We start from the raw sequence: 24,189 nt of genomic DNA on the forward strand, positions 1-24,189 counted from the left end.
ATCCTTATTTTTTGAATCAAACAATCAACAATACCAAACAATCAACAACACCATGAAAAAAGTAGCAATTGGGATTTGCTTAGTAGCCTTCGCGCTGGGGATCCTTACAAGTTGTGGCGACGCAACCGTAAAGTCGAAGCCTGCAGCAACCGCAACCACAGTAAATCCTGAAAAGGCAGCAGTGGTAAGCAACAGTGCTTTTTATGATTTCAAGATGAATGATATTGATGGCAATGAGATCGATTTCTCAAAATTCAAAGGAGAAAAAGTTTTGATTGTCAATGTGGCCTCAAAATGTGGTTACACACCGCAGTATGAAGGTTTGGAAGCCTTGAACAAGCAGCATGGCGACAAGGTGATTATCCTTGGGTTCCCTGCCAATAACTTCGGAGGGCAAGAGCCTGGTTCAAATGCGGAAATCAAGAAGTTCTGTACAGGTAATTATGGCGTTTCGTTCACCATGATGGAAAAGGTGAGTGTGAAAGGGGCGGACCAGAACGCACTCTACACCTGGTTGTCTGATAAAGACAAAAATGGCTGGAATGATCAAGCGCCAAACTGGAATTTCAATAAGTATTTGATCAATGAAAAAGGGGAGTTGGTGAAGTACTTCGGTTCGAAAGTGAAGCCTATGTCGCCAGAATTGGTGAACGCTATATTGGATTAATTATTATATTTGCATTATAAATGAAGTCAGGCATTTGTGTCTGACTTTTTTTTGTAGTGTGTTTAATACTTAAAATTCGCAACGAAAATTTGCCGTATTGTAAAAGTGATGAAGAATTATTTTTGAGTGCATAGCAGCGCTACTGTTGATCAATAATTCAAAATCAGTTCCAATCATTCGAATTTGCAGTAGGATGGTGAGTTTTTAAACATACGCTTATTCATTTTAGCATAAACAATTTCGATCTTCAACTTCAAATGAATCAAACCCATACGCCTCCGAGTAAAGCCAAGGCATGGTTATCTGCTTTTAGGTTACGAACACTTCCATTGGCCTTTTCAAGTATATTTTTAGGCAGCTTCGTGGCTGCATATCAAGGGGTGTTTCATTGGCAAATTTTACTGCTTGCCAGCCTAACGACCCTTTGTTTACAGGTGCTGTCCAATTTAGCCAATGATTATGGCGATAGCATCCATGGTGCTGATTCCGCAGACCGTACAGGCCCACAGCGGGCAGTTCAGGCAGGTTTAATTTCTGCCCAGGAAATGAAAAAGGGCATGATCGCCTTTGCCGCACTTTCTTTTATTTTCGGTCTTTTGCTGATTTTGGTGGCTTTTGGTGCCAATTTAAAATTACTTCTCATTTTCCTCGGGATGGGGGTGGCCGCAATAATTGCCGCAATTACTTATACCGCAGGCGTGCGCCCTTATGGTTATATGGGGCTGGGAGATTTGTCCGTATTTATCTTTTTTGGTGTGGTCGGGGTAATGGGCGTTTTCTTTTTATATGCCCAGCAGTGGCAAAATGAGTTGCTGCTGCTTGCTATTGGTGTTGGTGCCCTGAGTACAGGCGTGTTGAATGTGAATAATATTCGAGATATTGATTCTGACCGCAAGGCGGGGAAAATCTCCATTCCTGTGCGTATCGGCCGATCAAAAGCCGTTGTTTACCATTGGGTGTTGCTTGCTGTTGGTGTACTCGCTCCTGTATGGTATATGAAAGCTAATATTAATCATGTTTGGCAATGGGCTTTTTTGCTGGTGGTTCCTTTATTTTTTAAAAATGGAATAGCGGTTTCTCGATATCAGGATGCTAAAGCACTCGACCCTTATTTAAAGCAGCTTGCGATTTCTACCTTTTTGTTTGTGATTTTGATTGGTGTATGCCTTTTGTCATAAATCTACCTGTTAAGTATTTTGTGTAACTTTGGATAAATAGGGATTTTAGCATTAAATTTGTAATGTTGTGTATGACCTAAATGGGATATTGAAAATAAGAACATTAGGTCAGGTTGGTTGTAAATTTAAGTAGGTAATTGTGGCTAATAATAAAGTTCCAAAAAATACCTGTGACTCATGCCCTCGCTTGGAGGATACCCTTTTTAATGGTGTTAATGGCGACGAGTTACTGAAAGTATCGGAGAATAAATCTTGTATCAGGTATAAGAAAGGCCAGACGCTCTATTATGAGGGCACGCGCCCAATGGGGATGTTCTGTGTCAATTCTGGTAAAGTGAAGGTTTTTAAGATGAGTTCTGACGGCAAAGAGCACATTGTTCACCTGGCAAAAGCAGGCGATTTTTTGGGATATAAAGACCTTATCGGTGAAGAATTCTATACAACTTCAGCGACGGTACTTGAAGATTCGATCATCTGTTATATCCCAAAAACAAACTTCCTGAGTTTGCTAATGTCTAATCCCGACTTTTTCTCTAAAGTAACGAAAGCCATTATTCGCTCTCATGGAATTTTGGAGAACAAGCTTTTGAACATCGCCCAGAAATCTGTTCGTGAGCGTTTGGCGGCAACATTGTTAATGCTGAAAGAAACTTACGGTATGGATACTGAAGAGCAGGGGGTTTTGTTGGATATTGCTTTGACTCGTGAAGATTTAGCCAATATTATCGGGACAGCAACGGAAACGGTGATTCGTTTGCTCAGCGAGTTTAAGAGCGAGAAAATGGTCGCACTTCAGGGCAAGAAGATTAGGATTATCGACGAGCCTTCGTTAGTGAAAACGGCAGATTTTTACGAAACGCTTAATTAAGATATTCAGTCGTGTGATTGTTAAAAAAAGTGGATGCTTATTTTGTTAAGCATCCACTTTTTTTTTGGTAATATTTTTTGATAATATTCAATAGGTGGTCTGATAATTGTCAGTGCTTACGCAATAAAATTGATGTAACTTTGTTTAAGTAGGATTATATCTACCTGATAACAAGTGAGATATAATTTATGTAAGTAATAGAACAATCAATTGACCTTAAACAAGACAATCAATTTTTTTAATTAATTGTAAACAGCTTTTGTTGTGACGCTTCCTTGAAAAAGGAAGAACAATATTTTTTAAGAGAAACAATAGAGCTAACCATAGAAAGAAATTATGGCAAGAATATTAGTAGTTATAAATGACGACTTCGCAGCGCTCAATGGGCTGAGTGTGATCGTAGATAGACTTGACGGAGTGAAGGATTCCTACTTTGATATTTTACTGTTGTCTTCACCATCCCAAACAGAAGAGTTGCGCACTAAACGTCGAAAAGAAGTTTCCGCTATTATCGACGAGTCCCCACTGAATATCCGAATAAAGCCTTTGATGGTCAATAAAGCATCAGATGTTGTAGATGTTACCTCCTTCTATGATATGATCTTATTTGATTATAATGCGGCCTTTTCTTTCATTGATGATAAAGGCGATACCGCAAATTTATTGTATATCCTTAAGGGCTCGCGTTGCCCTGTCATGATTCTCCCAGAGGATTATAGCGAGTTAAAACACTTGATTTTTACTTATGACGGAAAAGATACTTCCGTATTTGCAATCAAGATGTTTACCCTGCTTTTTGGGGACCAGTGCAAAGATACTGAAATCACAATTCTTTCTGTTGTTCAGGAAGATGAGGACGAGTTGTTTTACTATGAACGCCACCTGATGGATTTTGTCAGAAGTAAATATAAGAACGTCGGCCTCAAGCACGTTTATGGTGAAGAGGCTTCAAGTGAGATTTATAAAGTAGCGCAGATCATGACGGATTCCCTGATCGTGATGGGGGCTTACGATCGCCAGCTGGAATCTTACAAAGAGCGGCCTTCTGCAGCACGTCAGATTATTTTAAAGCAAAATACCCCGCTGTTTATTGCCCATCATTAATGCTGTGAACAGCCATAAAAAAAGCCAAATGCGATCGTTCAGCATTTGGCTTTTTTTGTTTAACGGCTTTTTATCGTCTTCTCATTAAAACGTTCCCATACAATATGAATGGAGGGGAAAGTATTTTTTAGTGCAATATCAATCTCCGCATCGCTCATCCACCTTACATCAGTAATGTCCTCCTCAAGCTGTGGTTTCATCTTTCGGTCGTCAAGGCATTTCATTTCATACCAGTGGGATTTCTTCAGCACATTTTTGCCTTTATAAACATAGGTGTGCCAGGTGTGGCAAATCTTTTCCGCAAGTGCCACCTTAATATTGCATTCTTCCTCAACTTCCCGCAAGGCACCATCAGCAGCGGCTTCCTTTTTCTCCAGCTTGCCTTTGGGAAGGTCCCATTTGCCCAGGCGGAAAATCATCAGCTTTTTACCTTTATCATTCAGTACCAGTCCGCCCGCAGCTTCCACAATATTGAATTGCTCCTTGAAAAACGTCTTTGCAGGCGCAAGGTCCTCAAATTGCATCGTTACGCTGGTCCATCGCCCAGCATCTTTGCGTCGGCTGATCTCAATCACTTGCGAAACATGCACAAGCCCCGCATTTTTAATGAAGACCGTCCCCTGAAGCGATGTCTTGAGGTGTTCTTTGGTCCCATCGAGGATATGGTCAAAAGCACTTTGACGATATTCCTTTTTTTTGCTGATGAGCCGAATAATTCGATCGTTGATGAAAATCTTCATGCTTTGTAAGGATTGTGCTTAATTTTTTCTCAAAAGTGAATATAGAATACCAAAATTTGAATGGTTCCCCAAAAATAGTTTTTAAATTTGTACCATGAATATGGATCCTAAAGAAATTTCTCAAAAAGTTGCTTCTGTACTTTTAGAAGTGGAAGCAATCAAGTTAAGCCCAAGCAGCCCTTTCACTTGGAGCTCAGGCTGGAAGTCCCCAATTTACTGCGATAACCGTGTTTCTTTGGCTTATCCTGCAGCAAGAACCTTCATCAAGGAATCGTTGGCGGCGATGATCAAGGCCAACTATCCAGAAGTTGAAGCGATTGCAGGTGTTGCTACCGCAGGTGTACCACAAGGTGCCTTGGTGGCAGATGCTTTGGGAGTGCCGTTTATGTATGTACGTTCGTCGCCGAAAGGCCACGGAATGGAAAACCTGATTGAAGGTGCGCCTAAAGGCGGACAGAAGGTGGTTGTTTTAGAGGACCTGATCTCCACTGGAGGAAGCTCACTGAAAGCCGTTGATGCTTTGCGCAAGGCAGGTATTCAGGTGTTGGGAATGGCGGCAATTTTCACCTATGGTTTCCAGATTGCTGATGATAACTTCAAGGCTGCGGATGTTTCTTTGTCGGTATTGTCAAATTATGGCGATATGATTGAAACCGCTTTAGCGACAGCATATGTGAAGGCAGAGGATGTTGAGTTGTTGAAGGCGTGGAGAGTGGACCCAGCCAATTGGGGTGCATAAGGATTAAAAAAATTAAGGATTGAAAAAAGCCTGTTTTTGCAGGCTTTTTTCTGTTTGTGGCTACAGCTCGAAGTCGCCATTTTTTTCATTGACACCAATACCGAAAAGCGCGAGATCGTATTTTACAGGATCCAGCGGATCAAACGCTTTCAGGTTTTCTGTCAGTTCCACAGCCGCAAGCCAGTCGGTTTGTTTGCGGGTAAGTAGGTCCAGCCGTCGCGCAATGCGATCCACATGAACATCGCAGGGACATATAAGCTGTGCAGGGCTGATTTTTTTCCACAGCCCAAAATCGACGCCCCCTTCAGCACTTCTGACCATCCAGCGCAGGTACATATTAATCCGCTTGCAGGCGGATTTCCGCGCAGGGGTAGCGACATGTTTTCCCGTTCGCTGTGGGAAAGTGTCTCGCTGAGTAAAAGCCTCATTGAAATAGATCAGGCCCCGTTCTATATTGGGAGCGTCCAGGGCATCTTTCAGGCAAAACCACTCTTCCAGGCTGTTGTGTTCTTTATAGCAGTATTTCAGGAAATCAACAAAATAAAGCAAGTCTTCTTCATTGAATGTTCGGTGCTTAAAACCGAGCAGTTTTTTCAGGTCAGCAGACTGATGGTGAAGGATGAAATCATGAGGCGCATTGTCCATGCGCTCCATCAGTTCTGTACATTTATTGATGATGGTTTTCCGTTGCCCCCAGGCGAGCACGGCAGCAATGAACCCCGATATTTCTATGTCTTGTTTTTTACGGAAGCGATGCGGAATACTGATGGGATCATGGGGGATGAAATCAGGCTGGTGGAATTGCTCAAAGTGGGTGTCGAGCAATTGCTGAAGATCGTTGGGTGTTGCCATAAGGAAAGAGGTCGTCCACTGCCTTGTTTTGCAGTGGACGGAAAGTTTTTTTAAAGCTGATAAAGCATTTGTGTGGCGACTTCTTTGGATCGAAGTGCACAATCTTCAATCGATAGTCCATCGAAATAGTTTCCAGTAAAGAAAATCGGCAGCGCCTTGCTCTCTTGCTCAATCGTTCTGACGATGTCTTTATGGCCAAGTCTCAGGCTCGGTAAAATGTTCTCTTTCTTGAACTGATGAACGATATGATCTTTGCGGATTTTTAATACATCGCAGATGGTGTCGATCTTGACAGCATCGCTCAAATGCTGTGGCTTGAAGTGAAAGGTAAACCCTCGGTATCGGTCATCTTCCACCACATCGCGCGAAACAACCGAATAATAGCTGCCATTAGGCGCAAATATACCCGCCACTTCAGGGATCGAAAGGTCTTTCTTTTTTACCATCACCCCCATGGCTTCGCTTTTGGCTACGGGGATTTTGGCAAGGGCAATCGTGAGTGCCTGATGGTGGGGTGTCATGAGCCTTTGTGCCTCATCGGGAGGGGTGGCAAAGGCTAATTGTTGCGCCTCGAATACCTGCCCACTGTTCAGCGTAGCGGTAACCACCGAGCCTGTATAGCTGATACTATCGACGGTGGCATTGGTAATCAACTTAATATTGGGATGGTGCGCCAGGCTTCGGGGTACAGACTGAAGGCCGCTTTTCATGGTGAAGCTCCGTAAAATGTCCTTCCGTTTCTCACGTTTTTTGAACAGCATATCGGCGGGAAATTCATCCACAGGCTGGCAGGGAACAGCCGAAAATACATGACTGAAGTAGTTTTGGTAATTTTTTTTGCCAAGAATTTTCCCGTAGTATTCAGCAACCGTTTTCTCTTCTTTTTTGGCGAAGAAAATATTCGGTACAGCAGTAATGGCATTCAGCCAGCTCATGGGTTTGGTCACTCCTGCAAGCTTGTTTTTGTGCAATACCTTGTAGGGGACTTTCTTTCGGGCATTGAGCGCCGTAAGTCCCTGGCTTTTCTCAATAAGCTCAATAAATGCCTGATAAGAATTATAGGAGGTGTGCGCACCCATTTCCAGCCAGAAGGAATCATCTTCGGAAGAGGTTGCTGACCGTAAGCACCCCCCGACGTGATCTGACTGTTCTAAAACCAATACTTTTTTTTGGGCTTCAGCAAGATGAAAAGCCAAGCTGACTCCACTGATTCCCGCTCCAATGATGATTGCGTCGTACATGAATACTATGATGATTGATCTCAAAAATAATTGATCGACGCCAATAAAAAAATCATCGCTGTTAAATCCTACAAATTCTCTACGTAACAGAACACATTCCCTTGCCGATCAAGGGCAACAAGTGCCTGTTGTTGGTTAATCGTCATCTTGCCAGTATAAATCATTCCCATTTTTACCTGTTCCTCAAGGTGGTCTTCCCCTTTCCACGAAACACATTTCTTTTTCAGTACCTCACAAAACGACTGATTGTCCACGGGTGCGAGTCGCTCCCTGAACCGAATCAAATCCATGGGCTGATCAATTCTGAAATGAAAAAAAGAATGTTGCTGATCTTTATCGAAAACCGTAAAGTCCATGTGTTCATCAGGCAATAGGTGTGAAATTGCAGGCAGGATGTAAGACTTCAATTGATCGGAAGGCTGTTGCGCAAAAGCAAACGTCATGGAAGAAAACAGGAAGAGAAAACACAGGGAGAAAAGAACGAGATATGGCTTGCGGTCGATCATTGATGGCGGAAAAAAATTAAATTAAAGGCTGAGATTACATATAAACAAGGTAATCATTTACGATGTCTTAAAATAACAATTTACCATCCCAAATCGAAATAATTAACCCGAAATTATTCTGTGATTTAATGGAAGTTTCTACTTGTAAAATTCACATCAATTGGTCAAAATGCAATATTAAGCATGATTTTTGATAGTATTTAGCCGCATCAGCTGATAACCTGCATTGATTTTTGCATAGCACTGATATACCTCCTAAATTGTAAACAGGAGCATAATCCTATTTTTGTCTTTTTTGAAACTAACTATTAAATATCATACCGATGAATAAACCACTGGTAAACGCTACCTTCTTCGCAGGCGGTTTCCGCCCAATGATGCTTGCACTTGGGCTCTTTGCCGCAGCCTCCCTGCAATCCTGTAAAAAGAAACCTGCGCAAAGTGAACCTGTAGCTCAGGAGGTCAGTCAGGTCAGCAACAAAACTCAGGAGTTGGTCGAGCAGGCGCAATATCTTTATGATAATATGAATAAAATGTCTGTTGACCATGTTAAAAGTGAAGTCAGCAGAATTCGTTCCGAAGCCGCTGGTAATGCGCAAGTGGAGGCCATTCTCAAAAAAGTGGAGGAAAAGCTGTCGGTGAAAGAACAACTCAACCACGCGCAGTTACTGATAGATAATTTTGAAAATTACGACCTGGCTTACCTGAAAGAAGAAACGGAGAAACTCCACAACTCTCCTTACAGCGAAGTTAAAGCGCAAGCCAACCAACTCGACAGTATGATTACAGCCCGTGAGAAGCGTGCTTCGGATGCCCGCCCAACCAAAGTGAGGCTCAACGAGTACATGCGCAATATTGGCAGCGCAAGCTCTCCTGCCAAAGCAGACCAGGAGATTGAGAAAGCACTGAGCTTGTTCTCTAACCCAAATGTGGATGTGCTGATTATTATTGGTGTTTTCGATGGGGAAAAGGATTTTGACAAGCCAACCACCATTGGGCAATATTTGGAATACCTGAAATTACAGAAAAAAGCACCGTACAGCATCGAGAATATTGAAACAGATGCCAGCGGTAAAATTCGTTTGTTGGAACTTCAAAAATAAGTAGTGCATTATGATATCAGCAAAAATGATTAAGCAATTTTTTTTTATGGTGCTGCTGCTTACGGCGAGTGCCAATGTATGGGCGCAATCTGCAGAGCCAGACATCAGCCCCGACCGAAAGCAGGCCATTGATTCTCTCGCATTGGAGAAAGTGCGTGACCTGAGTAAGTACATCACCATCATCGGCGATAAGAAAACCCGTGATGTGGAGGCCAATGCGGCTATTGAGCGTGCAGTAGAGCTCTTCGATGCCGATGCGCAAATTGATGTCTCGTCATTGAATACCCAGAAAACCAAAGCATACGGCGTAAAGGATTATCTTAAAAGACTGAAGTTGCTCAATTACGATCAGGTGAATATTGAGTGGTTTCACATTCAGTATATTTCTGATTTGGTAAAACAGGCCGATGGCCGTTATGTGGGGGTCATCACCATTTATCAGCGATTTGAAGGGAAGCGCAAGGATGGGATGAAATATGTCGATACCACCAAGAAAGATATTACCGTATATGTAGAACGAAAGAAGACCACGATTCAAGGCAGAACGATCGGTTTTTGGGATGTGATGTTGGGTGATATTCGGGTAACGAACACCTATAAGTAAACATCTTTTCTGAAAAACAGGCAAGGCGTGGTGCGTTTTGCCTGTTTTTTTATTGGATGAAAACGATAATCAGTTATGCTATCTTTAAAACGCTTAATGCTATTGCTGCTGTGTGCCTGCTCGAATTTGCTGGCGCATGCCCAGATTGGTGATTACCTCAATGCGGAAGATTTTTATGCCCGTACAAAGCAGGTGAATCAGTTTATCCGAAGGTTTAACGGCGAGGAAACCTTGAGGGGGCAACGTTTACTGCCTACGGACAGGAATTACCATGGCGATCGACTGAGGAAGCGGTTTTTGCCACAGCTGATCGATCAGCAAAATAAGCAGGTGGCCGATCAGCTTCAGGCTTTTGGCGAGCGGGTACTTGATGCCAATGATCCGCAATTTCTCGATTTCTACAACCCCAACTGGTTTGCTGAAGTGCGCACGATGGTGGACTATCAGGGGAAGCAAATGCCCATGACTTTTTTCCTGACCCTCGAGGAGGTAAACGGAGGCTGGAAGTGGGTGATCGACAGGATCAATTTTGCCCCTTACGACAAACTGTTCAATATGAACCATGCGCCTAAAAAATTCCTCAATCCCATGAGTCATGAGCTTTATTTTATGCCTCTGGAGAAAGCGATGAACCACCCGGAGAACCTCGAAGACTATATTCAAAAAGGGTATCAGCCCAATACACTGACGGTATTTCTGGCGGATATGAAAAGAGGGTTGCTGAAGTTTGAGCGTGTCTCGCAGGTGAATCTTCACTTCTTTCAGGTGAAGGGCTGGTATTTTCAGGTCTCAGAGATTAACCGCGCCGGGAAAAATGCCGGTTGGTTGATGACCAACCTCGTGCAGGCCGATCAGCCAACAAAAGAAAAGCTCAAGGCTTATATACAGGAGCAGGAATAACAAGTGCCATTTTTTATTCCATAAAGAATCAATAGAGAATGCAAGGAAGAAATAAAATCTGGATCATTTTGATCCTTTGTCTGGGCATGGTGGGAAAAGGCTTTGCCCAGCAGGAGAAGCTCGATAAATACAAAGAAGATGCTGGCCGCCTGATTAATTACTGGCAGGTTTATGTGAATATTCTTGGCGATTCTACTGAAGCCATGGATGATAAAGAGCGTATTGTGTCGGAAAGTTACCTGCGGGTAATCCGTGATTCCAAAGTTCAGATAGAGGACGATTTGGATGCCAACCGTCTCGTTCCTTATTATAAAGATGCGCAGGCCTATTTAAAAGACATTACCTTCTTTTATCGTCAGGTGCAATTTAACTATACGGTAGAATCCATTGAACCATTAGTAAACGACCAGGGGGAGTATAGCCTGATCGTTAAAACCCAGCGCAACCTGCAGGGGATATTGGTGAAGGATCGGCAGGCGGTGGAAGATACCAAAACGGTATATTTTGAAATGACGGTGAATCAGAGTGATGAAACCGTGAAAATCGTCAGTGTATATTCTACCAAACTGAACGAGGACGAAGAACTTTACAAATGGTGGTTTGCCTTGTCGCCAAACTGGAAAACCATTCTTGGAAGCCATACCTTCCTTGCGGACAGCAGCAAGCTTGCAGACCTGCAGCCCTTTGTTGCCCCCGATTCTTCTGCCGTTGCGGAACAGGTGCCGGCATCAGCCACCGACAGCCTGAGCACGCAACCAGTCGATTCATCAGCAGTGGCCATCACGAAGGCTGATTACATCAATGCGATAAAGCGTGCAGTAAGTACAGAAGCTTTGGATCTATCAGACCATATGGAGCTTTATGATTTTGACCCGCTGAACAAACTGACCAACCTTCGTACCCTCAACCTGAGTCATACTTTCATCGATACGCTTTATATGGTTCGAAATATGACACAGCTCGAACGATTGGATATTTCCTACACCCGAGTTCGCGATTTGGGCAATCTGCGCTATTTGGCCTCGTTAAAGGAATTATCTGCACAATACAGCCCCATTGAAAATGCCCTGACCCTCAGTAGGCTTCGGGGGATTCAACGTCTGAATTTAGCATATACCCCTTTCGATTCCCTCAATATTCTAAAGTACAACAATCATTTAAAAGTGCTTGACCTGTCCGGAACGGCCAACTATGACCTCAGCCCGCTTGCCGAGGTTCACAGCCTGACAGAATTGCATCTGGAGTCAGATTCGCTGGTTGATTTTCAGCAGCTTGCCCAGTTCAAAAAACTTGAAAAATTGGAATTGACCAATACCAATATTGCCGACCTTTCGGTACTGAAACCACTAACGCAGCTACAGGTGCTTTTTATCAAGAACACCAGGGTTGCCGACCTTGCGCCACTTCAGGAATTGCCGTCATTAAAAACGGTGTATTGCGATAACTCTGGCGTAGATATTAATCATGCACAGAAGTTTATGCGTGAAAAAGCGGGTACACTGGTGGTGGCAGATTCAAAAATGCTACAGCAATGGTGGCAAACGCTTCCCTCTGCCTGGGCGGAGGTGTTCCATGCCATGCTCCCTGACAGCCTTCAGGAACCAACAGGGGAGTGGTTGCATCAAACGGTTTTTGGGGTGACAGATTTAGCGGTGAACGGTAAGGACATCATGGATTTGGAACCACTGCGGATGCTGGTCAACCTGAAAAAACTCGATATTTCACATACAGGGGTTTATCGACTTGACCCACTGAAGGATTTAGTCAGCTTGCAAGAGCTCAACCTCTCCGATACCAAAGTTACCAGCCTGAGCGCATTGAAAAGCCTCGGGCAGCTGGAGAAAATAGACTTTTCGGGGACACCGATTGCCACCATTACCGATCTGAAATCTTTGCATCAGCTGAAGCAAATTAATGGAGATGGAACGCAGGTTGGCGACCTGAAAGCACTGGACAGCCTGAAACAGCTTTCGAAAATCCATTTTGACGATACACGGGTGGAAGATCAGGACGTGAAAGAATTTCTACAGGTGCATCCCAAAGCCATGGTGATCTACAAAACCAAAGCACTGAAGCAATGGTGGTCGGGAATGTCAAGGGCATGGAAAAGTGCTTTTGATAAAAATACAGGACTGGGGCTGTTGCCCACCTCAGAGCAGTTGCATGAGTTGATTTTGAGCGATCAAATCGACCTCTCTAATATGCCTGATGTTCAGCGGCTCGATGCCTTGGCGCCTTTCGTAAACCTGAAGCGCCTTGTGGCTCGCAATACCCGCCTGATGGACATCAGTCCTTTGGCCAAACACCCCGGCCTGACCTATCTTGATATTTCCAATAATCCTATTGAAAATATTGAAACGGTTAGTCAATTGCAGCATCTGAACGTGCTGTTGCTTGAGAATGCACAGGTGCCTTTGTTTGACCCTATCGCTACGCTGCCTCAGCTGAAGCAACTCAACATTGCAGGTACCCGCATTAAGCGGATTCATGGGGTGGAGATGCTTAAAAGTTTGGAGGACTTCTCTTTTTACAATACTAAAATTCGAGGAATTTCCCGCTTGGCAGATTGCCCTAACTTGAAGAAAATTTCATGTTATAATTCAAAAGTAAGAAGCTCGGATATCGAGAAGCTTAAGGCGAAACACGCAACCTTGTCGGTGAATTATTATTGATGAACCCGACGAGTACAGGAAGCATGAATCGGCAGGCAATTTTTGTCTGCCGATTTTTTTTATATGCTTATGAAGCCGTAGTTTAGCGGGGTCAAAAAAATAATTCTTATAGTGGAAAAAGTCTTCTTAGTAACGGGCGGTTCTTCAGGTATTGGGAAGGCCATTGCGCTTCATTTAAAAGCAAATGGCTACCGTGTATTTGGTACCAGCCGTCGCATGATAGCGAATGATCCTTCGGGGTTGGAATTTATCCAGATGGATGTCAATAACGATGAGGCTGTAAAGGCGGGGATTCAGCAGCTGATCGAAAAAACGGGCCGATTGGACGGGGTGATTAACTCGGCAGGTTTAGGGACGATTGGTGCCGTGGAGGAAATGCCTATTGATACCATAAAGGAGGTTTTTGAAACCAACTTTTACGGCGTGCTGCGGGTTTGTCAGGCAGTGTTGCCCATCTTCAGGGCTCAGAAGTCTGGGCATATCATCAATATTTCGTCTATTGCAGGAGAGGTTTCTTTGCCTTTCAGAGGGTTCTATTCAGCCAGTAAGTTTGCCGTAGAGGCGATGACGGAGGCTTTGCGTATGGAGGTGAAAGGTTTCGGAATTGAGGTGTCGATGATTCAGCCAGGGGATTTCAATACCAATATTGCGAGTGCAAGAAAAAATGCCGATCTCGATGCCAACTCTCCTTATGCCAAGCTGATCGAGGAGATGAATGTCCTGATTAAGAAAGGGATGGACAGTGCACCAACACCTGAGGCTGTTGGCGTTGCCGCATTGAATATTGTGGAAAATAAAAAACCCACACTGCGTTATCCAGTGGGGGCTTTTGTAGAGAAAATATCGATTAAGCTGAGGAAATTTCTTCCAACAAAACTTTACGAGAAAATCATTATGGGGCATTATAATATGCTCGACGACCGCATGTATAAATAATCTATAGAAACGGGAGCATGGCTGCCATGGGGCGTTTGGTTTTCCTGATCGGGAGAGGCATGCTCCCGATGAGCAACAGCTCCCTTTTTTTATCACGTCCTTCAAATAGTTTCGGATTGCGCCTCGAGCTGCCGACGTATATGGCGTTTGAATGCAGGGTTTTCATCGACAAGCGATTTCAGCCGTTTGAGGCATTTGCTCTTTTTGTTTTTCAGCGCCTGAGCACTGCTGAAAGGGCTTTCGATCACGGCTTCTTCATAGCGGAGCTGATGAAAATAGTAATCCATCAGGACTTGTTTACAACCTTCAGGAAGGTGGTCGAAAATATTTTCTATCGCTTCCTGTTTATTAATGACGGGCAATTGCAAAGACTCGTCAATTTCATCTTCTACCCGTGGGATGATGACCTTCTGATTGACCAACTCCTCAAAATTTTCAACAGCGGTAAATCGCTCATTTTTTTTCAGCTGCTGTAGCCATCGGTTTCTTGAAATGGCATAAAGAATGGTGGTGATACTTGCCTTGTATTTGTAGTCGTTTCTTTTTATCAGGTCGATAAGAATTAAAATGGCTTCCTGAAAAATGTCCTCGGCATCTTCCACCCGACCATTATTATAGCATATCCATCTTTTTACACTCGGGAAACTTTTATGGTAAAGGGACAGCATCGCCGTTTGCATATTCTGTCCGTTTTTGATCTGCCTAAGCATATCTTTATCTGTCATGTCCTATCACTATACTTGGTTCTTTCAGACTAACGGAGCGAATGAACGGTCAGCTAAAAGGAAAGGTAACCCAAATATGTTAGGTTTTCGTCAGATTGCAGAGGAGTTCCTTACAGATGAAAAGAGTAGCCTAAAGTGAAGGTAAGCGCATTATTGAGCAAGGCATTGTTGTTTTCCCTGTTGTTGGTTACATCAGTCAGGCCGATGGAATAATAAACCGACATCAGGAAGTTGGGGCGAAGGGCATATTCAATACCAATATTGGCGGAAATATCCAAGGGGTTGAGCACCTTGGTGATATTTCGCTTCTGTCCATTTTCTACCTCTGTGGCATTGAGCAAAAAGCCAAACTGAGGGCCGGCAATCATGTTGAGGTTTTTTTGGTTGATCGACACTTTTCCCCACACGGGAATCTGAATATACTGCAAGTTAAGATCGAAGGTCGCGACCTCTGATTTGAAGTGCGCCCCCCCCTGCATATAAAATAGGCCGACTTTAGTATAGATGTCATTATTCAGGGGAAGTACAATCATGGACCCAAACTGTACGCCGACAAGTCCCGATCCACCTTCCTGCCCAACACCACTCATAAACGAATAGTTGAGCCCCATTTGAGATTCTACACTTATTTTGTGAAAGACACCATTGAACTTCCAAGCCCTTGCAAAGGAAGATAGGTGGATGACGACAAAGAAGGCAATCAGGGCAATTTTTTTCATATTCAAGAAATGAGAGCGGGCAGTTTATGCACAATCGTTTTGTGGTGCAAAGCTAAAAAAATATTGAAATGCACAGAAGAAAAAGGGCAATTAAAGGTGGGGTGTTTTAAAATTGATGGCTTTTTGGCCATGAAAAAAGGCCTGCCCTCATCATTTTCTGATAAGATACAGGCGTAATATTTTTCACTAATTCCATTTGGAAAGACGCTTTTTCCAATTAAACCTCCAACATCAGCTGTTCATATTCTTTTCTCGATCGGTCAATGGTGATCTTGGATCGGAAACAAACACCGCCAATGGGTGGGTTAAATTTAGAGATGACCACCTTGCATCGTTTTACGGCAGGGATCTTGGCCATAATTTTCATCAGTACCCGCTGGGCAACATTCTCCAGAAGTTTGGAGGGCGTAGCCATTTCTTCCTTGATAATATTGTAAAGCAGGGTATAATCGACGGTTTTCTGCAGGTCGTCGTCAATGGCGGCATTCAGCAAATTGGTGTCTACCACCACGTCCACGCCATACTTGTTGCCAATCATCTGTTCTTCCTTATGGAACCCGTGATAGGCAAAAAACTCCATCCCTTCTAAGCTGACTTGTCCCATGTTTTATAGCTGGTCAAAAAATGAAGTACTTCCTTCCTGCGAATGATCAGAAGCAGGAGGGGTCGCCTCTTTTTTAGGCGGAACACTTTGGTGGTCTGGGGCAGGCTCTGGGCTGTCAATCTCAGGCATGCCGTATTGTTCAGGCTTCTCAGCAATAATTTTTTCCTCTTCCTCTGGTACATTTGTAATCACTTCCCTGAGGTCGTTGTTTTTAATCAACTCACTGTTCAGGCGGTGCATATTGGCAAATACCTGCTCATGCTTTTTGCGCAGCTCCCGTTTTTTGAATTCCATTTTGCTGACACGAATCTGCAAATCTTCCATATTTGCTTTAATTTCAGCAATAAGGTCCTCGCTCATGCCATCTGTCGCGGCATAATTAAGCTGCATATTTTTCAGCTCCTGCTCAGCATTGAGTTTAAACTGATGGGTCTTTTGCTTCAGTTCATGATCAAGATTTGCGACATGCTCCTCGGCATCGTTCACCATTTTTGACGCCTCAAGCTGTGCCTTACCGATAATTTGCCCTGCTTCATTTTGCGCCTCACGTAAAATAAGCTCAGCCTCTTTGGTGGCCTGCTCCTTGATATTGGCACCTGTGTCCTCGGCGGTTTTCAGTGTTTTAAACAGCGAACTTTCCACCTCTCGGAGCTTCTCAACTTCTTTTTCCGCAGCCTCCATTCGGAATTTCAGCTCTTTGGACTCATCGAGCATTTGTTCCCACTGTACCGACAGCGATTTAAGAAAGGCATCGACTTCCTCTTTGTCATAGCCTCTGAAGACTTTTTCAAAGGATTTTTGTCTGATTTCGATAGGGGTTACTTTCATGACTTTTCGTTGAAGTTAATGTTCCAGATGGAAATGTTGCGGTCGTCGCTCCCAGAGATCAGTTCTTCAGAAGGCGTTAACCATATCAATTTATTTACCGAGGTGGCATGCCCCGCATGTCGGGACTTATCCAACACTTTAAGTAAGCGAAAATCTGAATATCGCCAAAGTTTTATAGATTTATCCATACTCGCCGAAGCAAAATAATCTCCCGAAGGGTCAAATGCAAGGCTATTGATGGCATACATATGTGCAGGAATATTCTTGACCATGCGGTACGCGTCTTCACTTTTCCACACCTTGATCTGCGCATCCCTGCCAGTGGTCAGCAGGCAACTTTCGTCGGGGGAGTACACCACACTGAAGACCGAACTGCTGTGCCCTTCAAGGGTGTGTTTCAGTTCGTGGGTATGGAGGTCGAAAATTCTTACCTGATGATCGCTGAAACCTACGGCCACCTCCTGATTTTTTGCTGAAATGGCAATGGTTCGGGCGGCCTTTTCAGTGGCTTGAATCCGTTCAAGTACCGTTACAGAGGGCAGGTCTATGAGGAGTAATTCCCCATTTCCACAGGCGACCCAGGCTTTGTCCTGATATACCTGAATATCGAAAATATTGGCATCGGTACATTTCAGGCTGGCAATTTCTTTGGCTTCTGCCACCTTGATCAAGTGCAGGCCTTCAAAATTGTGGCCAACAAGCAAAATATCCTGCTCGGGCAAATACCTCAGGGCGTAAACGGAGTTTTTTAGGCGGGCGACCAGTTTGCCTTCATCAGGCTGGGCGATATCCCAACCGACGACCATGCCATCTCCTGCACCACTGAAAAACTGCTGTTCGCCAGGGCCTTTTTCAAGGGAATAAACACAATCTTTATGACCTGAGAAGGTGTATTTTTTATCGACTTGTATCAATTTATTTTCCTTTTGATAGATTATTCTGATGACCTCTACGGTTAGTTTACAGAATTCTGTAATTTTGAAGCTCACCAATAATGCTTGATTCAAAATGTTGGATGCTAAGATAAAAAAATTAAAGCAAAACCTGTTTTATAGTGTCGTTGAAATTACGGATAAGATTGAAGTGGACTTGGTGGACTTCCCTGAACTCGAGCGAATTCGGCATCAGGCAAGGCAGCGAGAGTCTTATGCGGTTCGTTTGGCGCTCAAAGCACTGATCAGCAAGCTCGGTTTGCCCTTTTTGGGGCTGAACTACAACGAACGGCGGAAGCCTTTCCTGAAAGGGTCAAATGCGGGGATCAGCCTGACGCACGGGCATGGGCTGGCCATTGCGGTATGGCTTGAGGGGGCAGCTGTTGGTGCTGATTTTGAGAAAATTTCTCCCAAGCTGCTGCGTGTGGCCAAGCGATTCTGTAATGAGGAGGAGTTGGCCTACTGTGGGGAAGACCTCGATAAATTGGCAGTACTGTGGACGGTGAAAGAGGCGGTTTACAAATGGTATGGCTTGGGTGGGGTAGATTTTCAGCAACACATTCATGTGCCCCCTTTTGAACTGGTGGCCACGGGTGGCGATCTGCTTGCCGAACTGAACTATAAATCGTTTTCAATTCCGCTGCAGGTGCATTATATGCCAATAGGGGAAGGTATGTTTTCGATCTGTTATCAGCAGAAATAAAAAAAAGCAACATGCGTTTGGCACGTTGCTTTTTTTGGGCTTAGAATAAATCTTGCCAGCTTCGGGTTCTGTTGATTTTCAGATCTCTCAACAAAGACGATTTGGCGTTGATCGTGATATTGTAAGACTGATATGCTCCAAAAGGAATCCAGTTGAAGGACATCTGCCAACAGTGTAAATCCCTGTTCACGCCAATGTTGGTCTGGGTCATGGCCATGGCCTTGAAATCGTAACCTGAGCTGAAGTTGATCTTCCAGTGCTCGGTCAGGGTCAAATCTCCAGACATCCTGATGGCCTGCGTGGTGGTGGCATCTGCAAATCCCCGCTTATTATAAGTGAAATCATAATTCAGCCTCAAACTCCACGGAATGTCGAAGTCCACATAAGCGTCGGGGTTGGCAATCAGCCAGGCCTTGTCAGCAATATCGAGGTCGGAATCATCCACCCCTTTCTGGAATTTCTGTTCTTTCTCCCGCGCTTTAGGGTTCAGGTTGGTACTGAAACTCGCCCGAAAGGAGGACAGTGAACCAATACCATTACCAGATTTCCAGGCATATTCATTAATTCTTACCTGATCGACCCTTCTTTCACCAGTGTTGTCGACGTATTCATCGAGTAACTTGTAGGTGTATGGATCGACAGTGGCATTCAAACTGATGTTCAGTTTTTTGTTGAAAATAGCCGTCCTTGCCGCAATATTGAAGTTCGACAGGTTAAAGGAGTCGGCAACAAAGTTGTAACCCGAACTGAACGAGAAGTTGTCCAGAATAGAAACCTTCTTGCTTTTTACGCCTGTAGAATCCTTTTTGTCCAGCACCTTGGCTTCGAGAGTATTGGATAAGGAGAAGCTCATCGAGGCGGAATTACTCGCACTCGGTGTGCCGTAAGCATAACCCTGATAGCGGGACAGCTTGCGGAATTCTCCTGGAGCAACCTGTACATCCTGATAGTACCCGTAGGAATCGTCTGTAAAGTCAGGTGCAGCACTAAAACTCACCGAAGGGGTCATCACGTGGCGAATGGCCTGTAAATTTCCACCTTTAAAATATTTGGTTCCATACAGACGGGTATTTACCGATACCGAAGCACTGTAATCATATACCCTGTTGAAACCGCTCAATGTATCTACCTGTACCGCTTCCTGGGCAGGGATATAAGTGTAGTTCAGTGAGGATGCATAATCCCTTTCTGTGTAGTTCATCGACGGCGATACCGTGAAGAAATTGAACAGATTAAAGGAGGTGGACACTGGAATGGTGTGCTTTACCCCAAACTGCCCCCTTGCCAAAAGTTGCGAAAGGTTATCCTGGTTGAAGTCAATAATATCACCCGCATTAGGGTCTTCGTTCGCTATCGTAAACCCTGGGTTTGAACTGATCGCCTTATTGCTGAGCTGGTTGGTCATCACCCCGTTATAGTTCAGGTTGATTTTCTCATACCAGGTATCTCCCTTGCTGTTTTTTCCACGGAAGGGATAAATACGGTTCATTAAACTCCACGAAAGATCGGGCAGGGTAAGATCCGTTTGTTTGGTCTGCACATTCTGGTTCACCCTTGCTGATGAACTGAAGTTGAAAACATTACCAATTTTACCAGAATACTGCACACTCGAGGTAAAGTTCTGGCTCAGGTTATTGTCCAAACCGCCCTGCCCGTAGCCAGGGTTAATTTGGTTGTAGTTATTCGACATCAGGTTTACATTGGCAGAGAAACGCCCCTGTCCTGGTCGGGATTTTGGACTGTGTCGCCACTGAAAACGGAAGGTGTTGGAGCTCCCTCCGTCGTTCAGGATACCATCCAGGCTGTTGTTTACCTGATATTCTATATTTACACCACCATCATAGCGGTAACGGTCACGGTAAGTGGATTCGGCACGGAAACCCCAGTCGCCTCGGGAATAAATTGTTCCGTAGAGGGTAAGGTTGACGTAATCACTGATATCGAAGAAATAACCCGCATCCCTCAAAAAGAAACCCCGGTTACGCTCTTCCCCAAAAGAAGGAATCAAAATACCTGACGATCGCCGGTCGGGCATAGGGAACATCCCCAGCGGGAAAATCGCCGGCGTAGGAATATCCATGATATACACTTGGAAAGGTCCCGAAACGAGTTTGTTTCCCGGGATCATCTTAATCTTATTGGCCTCAATATAAAAGTGAGGGTGTGGTAAGTCACAGGTGGTGTACCGGGCATGATCCACCATCAGCTCATCCTGAGGGTTTTTCATGATCGTGTCGCCATGAATAAAACCATCCTGCTGCTTGGTGATTACGCCGGTAATCATCGCTTTTTTGGAACCAAAGTTATAGGCCATGTTTTCTGTTTCGTAAACCTGCCCATCATCACTGAATACCGGTTTACCCTTCATGTTGCCCGTGGTGTCTTCCGTTCCTTCGGCACGAACTAAATTTGTTGAATAATTGAGCTGAATATGATCTGCATCGAGCTTGATTTTACCATAATTAACGGCTCCTTCGCCGTACATTTCTACATCTTGAGTACGTAAGTTTAGCACCAAAGAATCCGTCGCACCATAATCAATCTTGGTCTGGATTGGCCCTTTGGGAATTCTTTGAAGAGAATCCGCCAAAGCGAGCGAGTCCATCGCAAGGCTGTCTAATGAGAGCGAGTCTGCAAGGGTGGAGTCAACAACAGTTGAGTCACTACGTAAATTATTTACAGGAATCTGGTAGCTTGTGTCGCTAATTGCTGCAATATTGAGCAAGGAGATCAAAGCTAACAGACATAGGTATTGGATTTTTTGCACTCCTATTTTTCCGTTTTTAGAAAAATTCACAATTTTGTGTAAAGTTAATGTGTTTATGCCATACCAAGCGAAAAAAATTGAAAAATCTTAGCATACTATTTTTACTCTCTATAGGATTTGTCCTGATGTCCTATACGACCCTGAACACACATAGATACAGTGTGAAGACCGTTGTTATTGATGCCGGTCACGGTGGTAAGGATCAGGGAACCCATGGTAAACTCTTGAAGGAGAAAGATGTAGCGCTGAGTGTTGCATTGAAACTCGGCAAGATCATCAAGGAGAATTTACCCGATGTGAAGGTCATTTATACCCGGGATTCCGATCATTTTGTAGAATTAAACGATCGGGCGTTAATTGCCAATAAAAATAATGCTGACGTATTTATTTCTATTCACTGTAATTCTTCGCCTCATAACGATGGGGTTCACGGTACCGAAACCTACACGATGGGGCTGCATTCCAGCAAAGGCAACCTGAATGTGGCCATGCGGGAGAACAGTTCTATGCTTATGGAGGATGATTATAATAATAATTATGATGGTTTTGATCCCAACTCTCCAGAATCGTATATATTATTTAACCTTTACTTGAGTGCATATTCGGACAATAGTCTTAATTTAGCATCGAAAATTGAAGGTCAGTTTAAGCGAAGGGTTGGAAGACATAGCCGGGGAGTAAAACAAGCCGGTTTTGTAGTGTTGTGGAGAACCTCGATGCCGAGTGTTCTGGTGGAGACGGGATTCCTGAGTAACCCCAAAGAAGAAAAATATTTGGGAGACCCTTTGGGGCAGACCTATATCGCATCAGGTATCTATCGAGCCTTTCGTGATTATAAAAAAGAGATAGAATCAATTTAATAAATTTAGTTTTGAGTAAATTTAAAAGTAAAGAACTGAAAGTGGGCGCAATGGTCGTCATTGCTTTTGCTTTATTATATGTCGGCTTGAGGTTTCTCAAAGGCATTAATTTCTTTTCCTCATCGAGGACCTATTATGCTGTTTATGAAAACGTAGATGGCCTGGTAGCTTCCAACCCTGTGATGGTCAATGGCCTGAATGTGGGAATGGTTTCTCATATCGACATTATGCACGATGAAGGCAATAAGCTGAAAGTAGAGTTATTGATAAAAAATGATGTGGCTATTGGCCCCAAGACCGTTGCTGAACTTTCCAGTAATGGACTGCTGGGCAGTAAAGTGATCAATCTAAATATTGAGCCTAATATCACCCAGCCTTTAGAGGATGGTTCGCGAGTGCTCTCGATGGCCGACAAACCTTTTACCGCACTGGTGGCTGATCAAGCCGCGCCTTTGGTGGAAAAGCTTGATAAACTCATGACTGACTTTCAGGGCAGTGGGGCCGAAGCGAAAAACATGATGCACTCCTTTACAAAAACGTCTTCGAGTGTTGATTCTCTGATTGTGGCAAACCAGGTAAAAATTACGCAGCTGGTGGGCAATTTGGCGCAAACAACCTACCTGCTGAACCGTTCCTTGGCGGATCTGCAACCTACTTTGGAAAACCTCAATAAGCTGAGCACTGATATGGCCAAAACAGACCTGTCGAAAACCGTGGAGGCACTGGATAAAAATCTGGCATCCTTGCAGGCAGTACTTGATAATGTGAACAACGGCAATGGCAGTATGGGTAAACTGATGAAAGACGAACAGTTGTACAACAACGTCAATCATACGGTACAATCGATGGACAGCCTGCTGATGGACCTTAAAGCGCACCCAAAACGCTATGTACATTTTTCTGTTTTTGGAAAGAAGGATAAAGCACCCAAGGAAGTGAAAAGCGCCGTTGATACTGAAGCCGCAGAATAAGGCTTGTATTTGGCTTTAACGCATTTAAAATATTACATTAAAGGGTTTCTTGTCGTAAAGAAACCCTTTTTTGATTACATTGTTCTTTTTAATAAATGAGGGAGAACGACGGACTACGGTACAATGGTGAATGAGCAAGAATTTAAGGCGATGGTATCGCTTTTGGATGATGAGGACCTGACGATCTCAGGGCAGATTTCTGATAAAATTATGTCGATGGGCACAGATGTGTTGCCTATGCTGGAACAGGCATGGACCGATGCGCCTTTTGATTCTCCTTTGCAAATGCGGGTGGGCGATATCCTGCATCAGTTACAGTTCATCGCCGTTACGGAAGGCATGGCTGCCTGGAAAGCGGGAGATCAGAAAGATTTACTCGAAGGGCTTTACTGGATTGCGCGCTATTCCTATCCAGATGTAGTATTGGAGGAACTCAGGGATGATATTGACATGATCGTTCGTGCTGTACGGCACCAGTTCAATCCCGATGGTCACCCCATTAAACAGGTGAAAGCCATCAATGAAGTGCTCTTCGACCAAATGGGTTTTGGCCCCAACAGCCGTAACTTTCACAACCCGGCCAACTCGATGATCAATCAGGTGTTGAACCACAAAAGGGGGAATCCGATCAGCTTATGTGCCGTGTATTATCTGGTAGCTAAAAAACTCGGGATGCCGATTGCAGGGGTCAACCTCCCCAACCTGTTTGTCCTGATTTACCCGCACGAAACCACACCTTTTTATATCAATGCTTTTAATAAGGGACTGATATTCTCCAAAGAAGATCTACAGGAATATGTCCGCCATCTTCATATCAAGATCGACCCCGTGTATTTCGAGCCTTGTTCACATCAGGCCATCATTATTCGCAGTCTTCGAAATTTGATATTTTCTTTTAAAAAATTAGGGGATACTGAACGCACCAACGAGGTTAGATCGTTATTAGATATTTTTGTAGGAAATTAGATCA

The 24,189-nt window shown here is 44.0% G+C and carries 24 protein-coding genes; 14 read left to right on the plus strand and 10 right to left on the minus strand.

Going from position 1 to position 24,189, the window contains the following annotated elements:
- The first annotated feature begins 52 nt into the window (after nucleotides 1-52).
- The 4 genes from AABK40_RS03190 (at nucleotide 53) to AABK40_RS03205 (ending at nucleotide 3,817) form a co-directional block, all read left to right on the plus strand.
- The gene (locus AABK40_RS03190; protein ID WP_338397621.1) at nucleotides 53-667 is read left to right on the plus strand and encodes a glutathione peroxidase; all 615 of its coding nucleotides are present in this window, start codon (nucleotides 53-55) and stop codon (nucleotides 665-667) included.
- 257 nt (nucleotides 668-924) lie between these two features.
- Entirely contained in the window at nucleotides 925-1,845 is a 921-nt protein-coding gene (locus AABK40_RS03195) for a 1,4-dihydroxy-2-naphthoate polyprenyltransferase (RefSeq protein ID WP_338397622.1), read from the plus strand.
- Between the two features lie 139 nt (nucleotides 1,846-1,984).
- A complete protein-coding gene (locus AABK40_RS03200) occupies nucleotides 1,985-2,713 on the plus strand; it encodes a Crp/Fnr family transcriptional regulator (protein ID WP_332921135.1) in 729 nt (242 codons plus the stop codon).
- Between the two features lie 336 nt (nucleotides 2,714-3,049).
- Nucleotides 3,050-3,817, plus strand: coding sequence for a hypothetical protein (locus tag AABK40_RS03205; RefSeq protein WP_332921134.1), 768 nt, complete (start codon nucleotides 3,050-3,052; stop codon nucleotides 3,815-3,817).
- Between the two features lie 59 nt (nucleotides 3,818-3,876).
- On the opposite strand, the gene AABK40_RS03210 is transcribed toward AABK40_RS03205, so the two are convergent.
- Entirely contained in the window at nucleotides 3,877-4,557 is a 681-nt protein-coding gene (locus tag AABK40_RS03210) for an NUDIX hydrolase (RefSeq protein ID WP_338397623.1), read from the minus strand.
- Nucleotides 4,558-4,657: 100 nt separating this feature from the next.
- Between AABK40_RS03210 and pyrE the strand changes: the two genes are divergently transcribed.
- Nucleotides 4,658-5,296: an orotate phosphoribosyltransferase gene (pyrE, locus tag AABK40_RS03215; protein WP_421953296.1), complete on the plus strand. Its 639-nt coding sequence runs from the start codon at nucleotides 4,658-4,660 to the stop codon at nucleotides 5,294-5,296.
- A gap of 60 nt (nucleotides 5,297-5,356) precedes the next feature.
- Here the strand turns inward: pyrE and AABK40_RS03220 are convergent, their stop codons facing one another.
- From AABK40_RS03220 to AABK40_RS03230, 3 genes are all read right to left on the minus strand, one after another.
- Nucleotides 5,357-6,148 carry a TIGR02757 family protein gene (locus AABK40_RS03220; protein WP_338397624.1) on the minus strand — a complete coding sequence of 264 codons (792 nt, stop codon included), beginning with the start codon at nucleotides 6,146-6,148 and terminating at the stop codon, nucleotides 5,357-5,359.
- A 50-nt stretch (nucleotides 6,149-6,198) separates the two neighbouring features.
- A complete protein-coding gene (locus tag AABK40_RS03225) occupies nucleotides 6,199-7,389 on the minus strand; it encodes a protoporphyrinogen/coproporphyrinogen oxidase (protein ID WP_338397625.1) in 1,191 nt (396 codons plus the stop codon).
- Between the two features lie 68 nt (nucleotides 7,390-7,457).
- Entirely contained in the window at nucleotides 7,458-7,895 is a 438-nt protein-coding gene (locus AABK40_RS03230; RefSeq protein ID WP_338397626.1) for a hypothetical protein, read from the minus strand.
- Nucleotides 7,896-8,218: 323 nt separating this feature from the next.
- Between AABK40_RS03230 and AABK40_RS03235 the strand changes: the two genes are divergently transcribed.
- The 5 genes from AABK40_RS03235 to AABK40_RS03255 all read left to right on the plus strand — a co-directional run bounded on the left by AABK40_RS03235 (nucleotide 8,219) and on the right by AABK40_RS03255 (nucleotide 14,110).
- Complete coding sequence (locus AABK40_RS03235) at nucleotides 8,219-8,998, plus strand: hypothetical protein (RefSeq protein ID WP_332921128.1); 780 nt, start codon at nucleotides 8,219-8,221, stop codon at nucleotides 8,996-8,998.
- A gap of 25 nt (nucleotides 8,999-9,023) precedes the next feature.
- Nucleotides 9,024-9,602 (plus strand): hypothetical protein, encoded by a 579-nt coding sequence (locus AABK40_RS03240; RefSeq protein ID WP_338397627.1) that lies wholly within the window; start codon nucleotides 9,024-9,026, stop codon nucleotides 9,600-9,602.
- Nucleotides 9,603-9,677: 75 nt separating this feature from the next.
- Nucleotides 9,678-10,502, plus strand: coding sequence for a hypothetical protein (locus AABK40_RS03245; protein WP_332921126.1), 825 nt, complete (start codon nucleotides 9,678-9,680; stop codon nucleotides 10,500-10,502).
- A 38-nt stretch (nucleotides 10,503-10,540) separates the two neighbouring features.
- Nucleotides 10,541-13,174 (plus strand): leucine-rich repeat domain-containing protein, encoded by a 2,634-nt coding sequence (locus AABK40_RS03250; RefSeq protein WP_338397628.1) that lies wholly within the window; start codon nucleotides 10,541-10,543, stop codon nucleotides 13,172-13,174.
- Nucleotides 13,175-13,285: 111 nt separating this feature from the next.
- A complete protein-coding gene (locus AABK40_RS03255; protein WP_338397629.1) occupies nucleotides 13,286-14,110 on the plus strand; it encodes an SDR family oxidoreductase in 825 nt (274 codons plus the stop codon).
- Nucleotides 14,111-14,211: 101 nt separating this feature from the next.
- Here AABK40_RS03255 and AABK40_RS03260 read toward each other — a convergent pair whose 3' ends face one another.
- From AABK40_RS03260 to AABK40_RS03280, 5 genes are all read right to left on the minus strand, one after another.
- Nucleotides 14,212-14,835 (minus strand): RNA polymerase sigma factor, encoded by a 624-nt coding sequence (locus tag AABK40_RS03260; protein WP_332921123.1) that lies wholly within the window; start codon nucleotides 14,833-14,835, stop codon nucleotides 14,212-14,214.
- Nucleotides 14,836-14,945: 110 nt separating this feature from the next.
- Nucleotides 14,946-15,554, minus strand: a complete 609-nt coding sequence (locus AABK40_RS03265; protein ID WP_338397630.1) for a porin family protein — start codon at nucleotides 15,552-15,554, stop codon at nucleotides 14,946-14,948.
- 217 nt (nucleotides 15,555-15,771) lie between these two features.
- Nucleotides 15,772-16,158 carry a dihydroneopterin aldolase gene (folB, locus tag AABK40_RS03270; protein ID WP_332921121.1) on the minus strand — a complete coding sequence of 129 codons (387 nt, stop codon included), beginning with the start codon at nucleotides 16,156-16,158 and terminating at the stop codon, nucleotides 15,772-15,774.
- A gap of 3 nt (nucleotides 16,159-16,161) precedes the next feature.
- Nucleotides 16,162-16,986: a DivIVA domain-containing protein gene (locus AABK40_RS03275; protein WP_332921120.1), complete on the minus strand. Its 825-nt coding sequence runs from the start codon at nucleotides 16,984-16,986 to the stop codon at nucleotides 16,162-16,164.
- Nucleotides 16,983-17,993 carry a WD40 repeat domain-containing protein gene (locus AABK40_RS03280; RefSeq protein WP_338397631.1) on the minus strand — a complete coding sequence of 337 codons (1,011 nt, stop codon included), beginning with the start codon at nucleotides 17,991-17,993 and terminating at the stop codon, nucleotides 16,983-16,985. The genes AABK40_RS03275 and AABK40_RS03280 overlap by 4 nt, the downstream gene beginning before the upstream one ends.
- Nucleotide 17,994: 1 nt before the next feature.
- Between AABK40_RS03280 and AABK40_RS03285 the strand changes: the two genes are divergently transcribed.
- On the plus strand, nucleotides 17,995-18,621 hold the full coding sequence (locus tag AABK40_RS03285) for a 4'-phosphopantetheinyl transferase family protein (protein ID WP_332921118.1): 627 nt from the start codon (nucleotides 17,995-17,997) through the stop codon (nucleotides 18,619-18,621).
- Between the two features lie 40 nt (nucleotides 18,622-18,661).
- Here the strand turns inward: AABK40_RS03285 and AABK40_RS03290 are convergent, their stop codons facing one another.
- Nucleotides 18,662-21,418, minus strand: coding sequence for a putative LPS assembly protein LptD (locus tag AABK40_RS03290; RefSeq protein WP_332921117.1), 2,757 nt, complete (start codon nucleotides 21,416-21,418; stop codon nucleotides 18,662-18,664).
- A gap of 95 nt (nucleotides 21,419-21,513) precedes the next feature.
- Between AABK40_RS03290 and AABK40_RS03295 the strand changes: the two genes are divergently transcribed.
- From AABK40_RS03295 to AABK40_RS03305, 3 genes are all read left to right on the plus strand, one after another.
- Nucleotides 21,514-22,248, plus strand: coding sequence for an N-acetylmuramoyl-L-alanine amidase family protein (locus AABK40_RS03295; protein WP_332921116.1), 735 nt, complete (start codon nucleotides 21,514-21,516; stop codon nucleotides 22,246-22,248).
- A gap of 11 nt (nucleotides 22,249-22,259) precedes the next feature.
- Nucleotides 22,260-23,219: an MlaD family protein gene (locus tag AABK40_RS03300; RefSeq protein WP_338397633.1), complete on the plus strand. Its 960-nt coding sequence runs from the start codon at nucleotides 22,260-22,262 to the stop codon at nucleotides 23,217-23,219.
- 123 nt (nucleotides 23,220-23,342) lie between these two features.
- Nucleotides 23,343-24,185, plus strand: coding sequence for a transglutaminase-like domain-containing protein (locus tag AABK40_RS03305; protein WP_338397634.1), 843 nt, complete (start codon nucleotides 23,343-23,345; stop codon nucleotides 24,183-24,185).
- Nucleotides 24,186-24,189: the final 4 nt, after the last annotated feature.

The organism is Persicobacter psychrovividus (assembly GCF_036492425.1).
Lineage (GTDB): Bacteria > Bacteroidota > Bacteroidia > Cytophagales > Cyclobacteriaceae > Persicobacter > Persicobacter psychrovividus.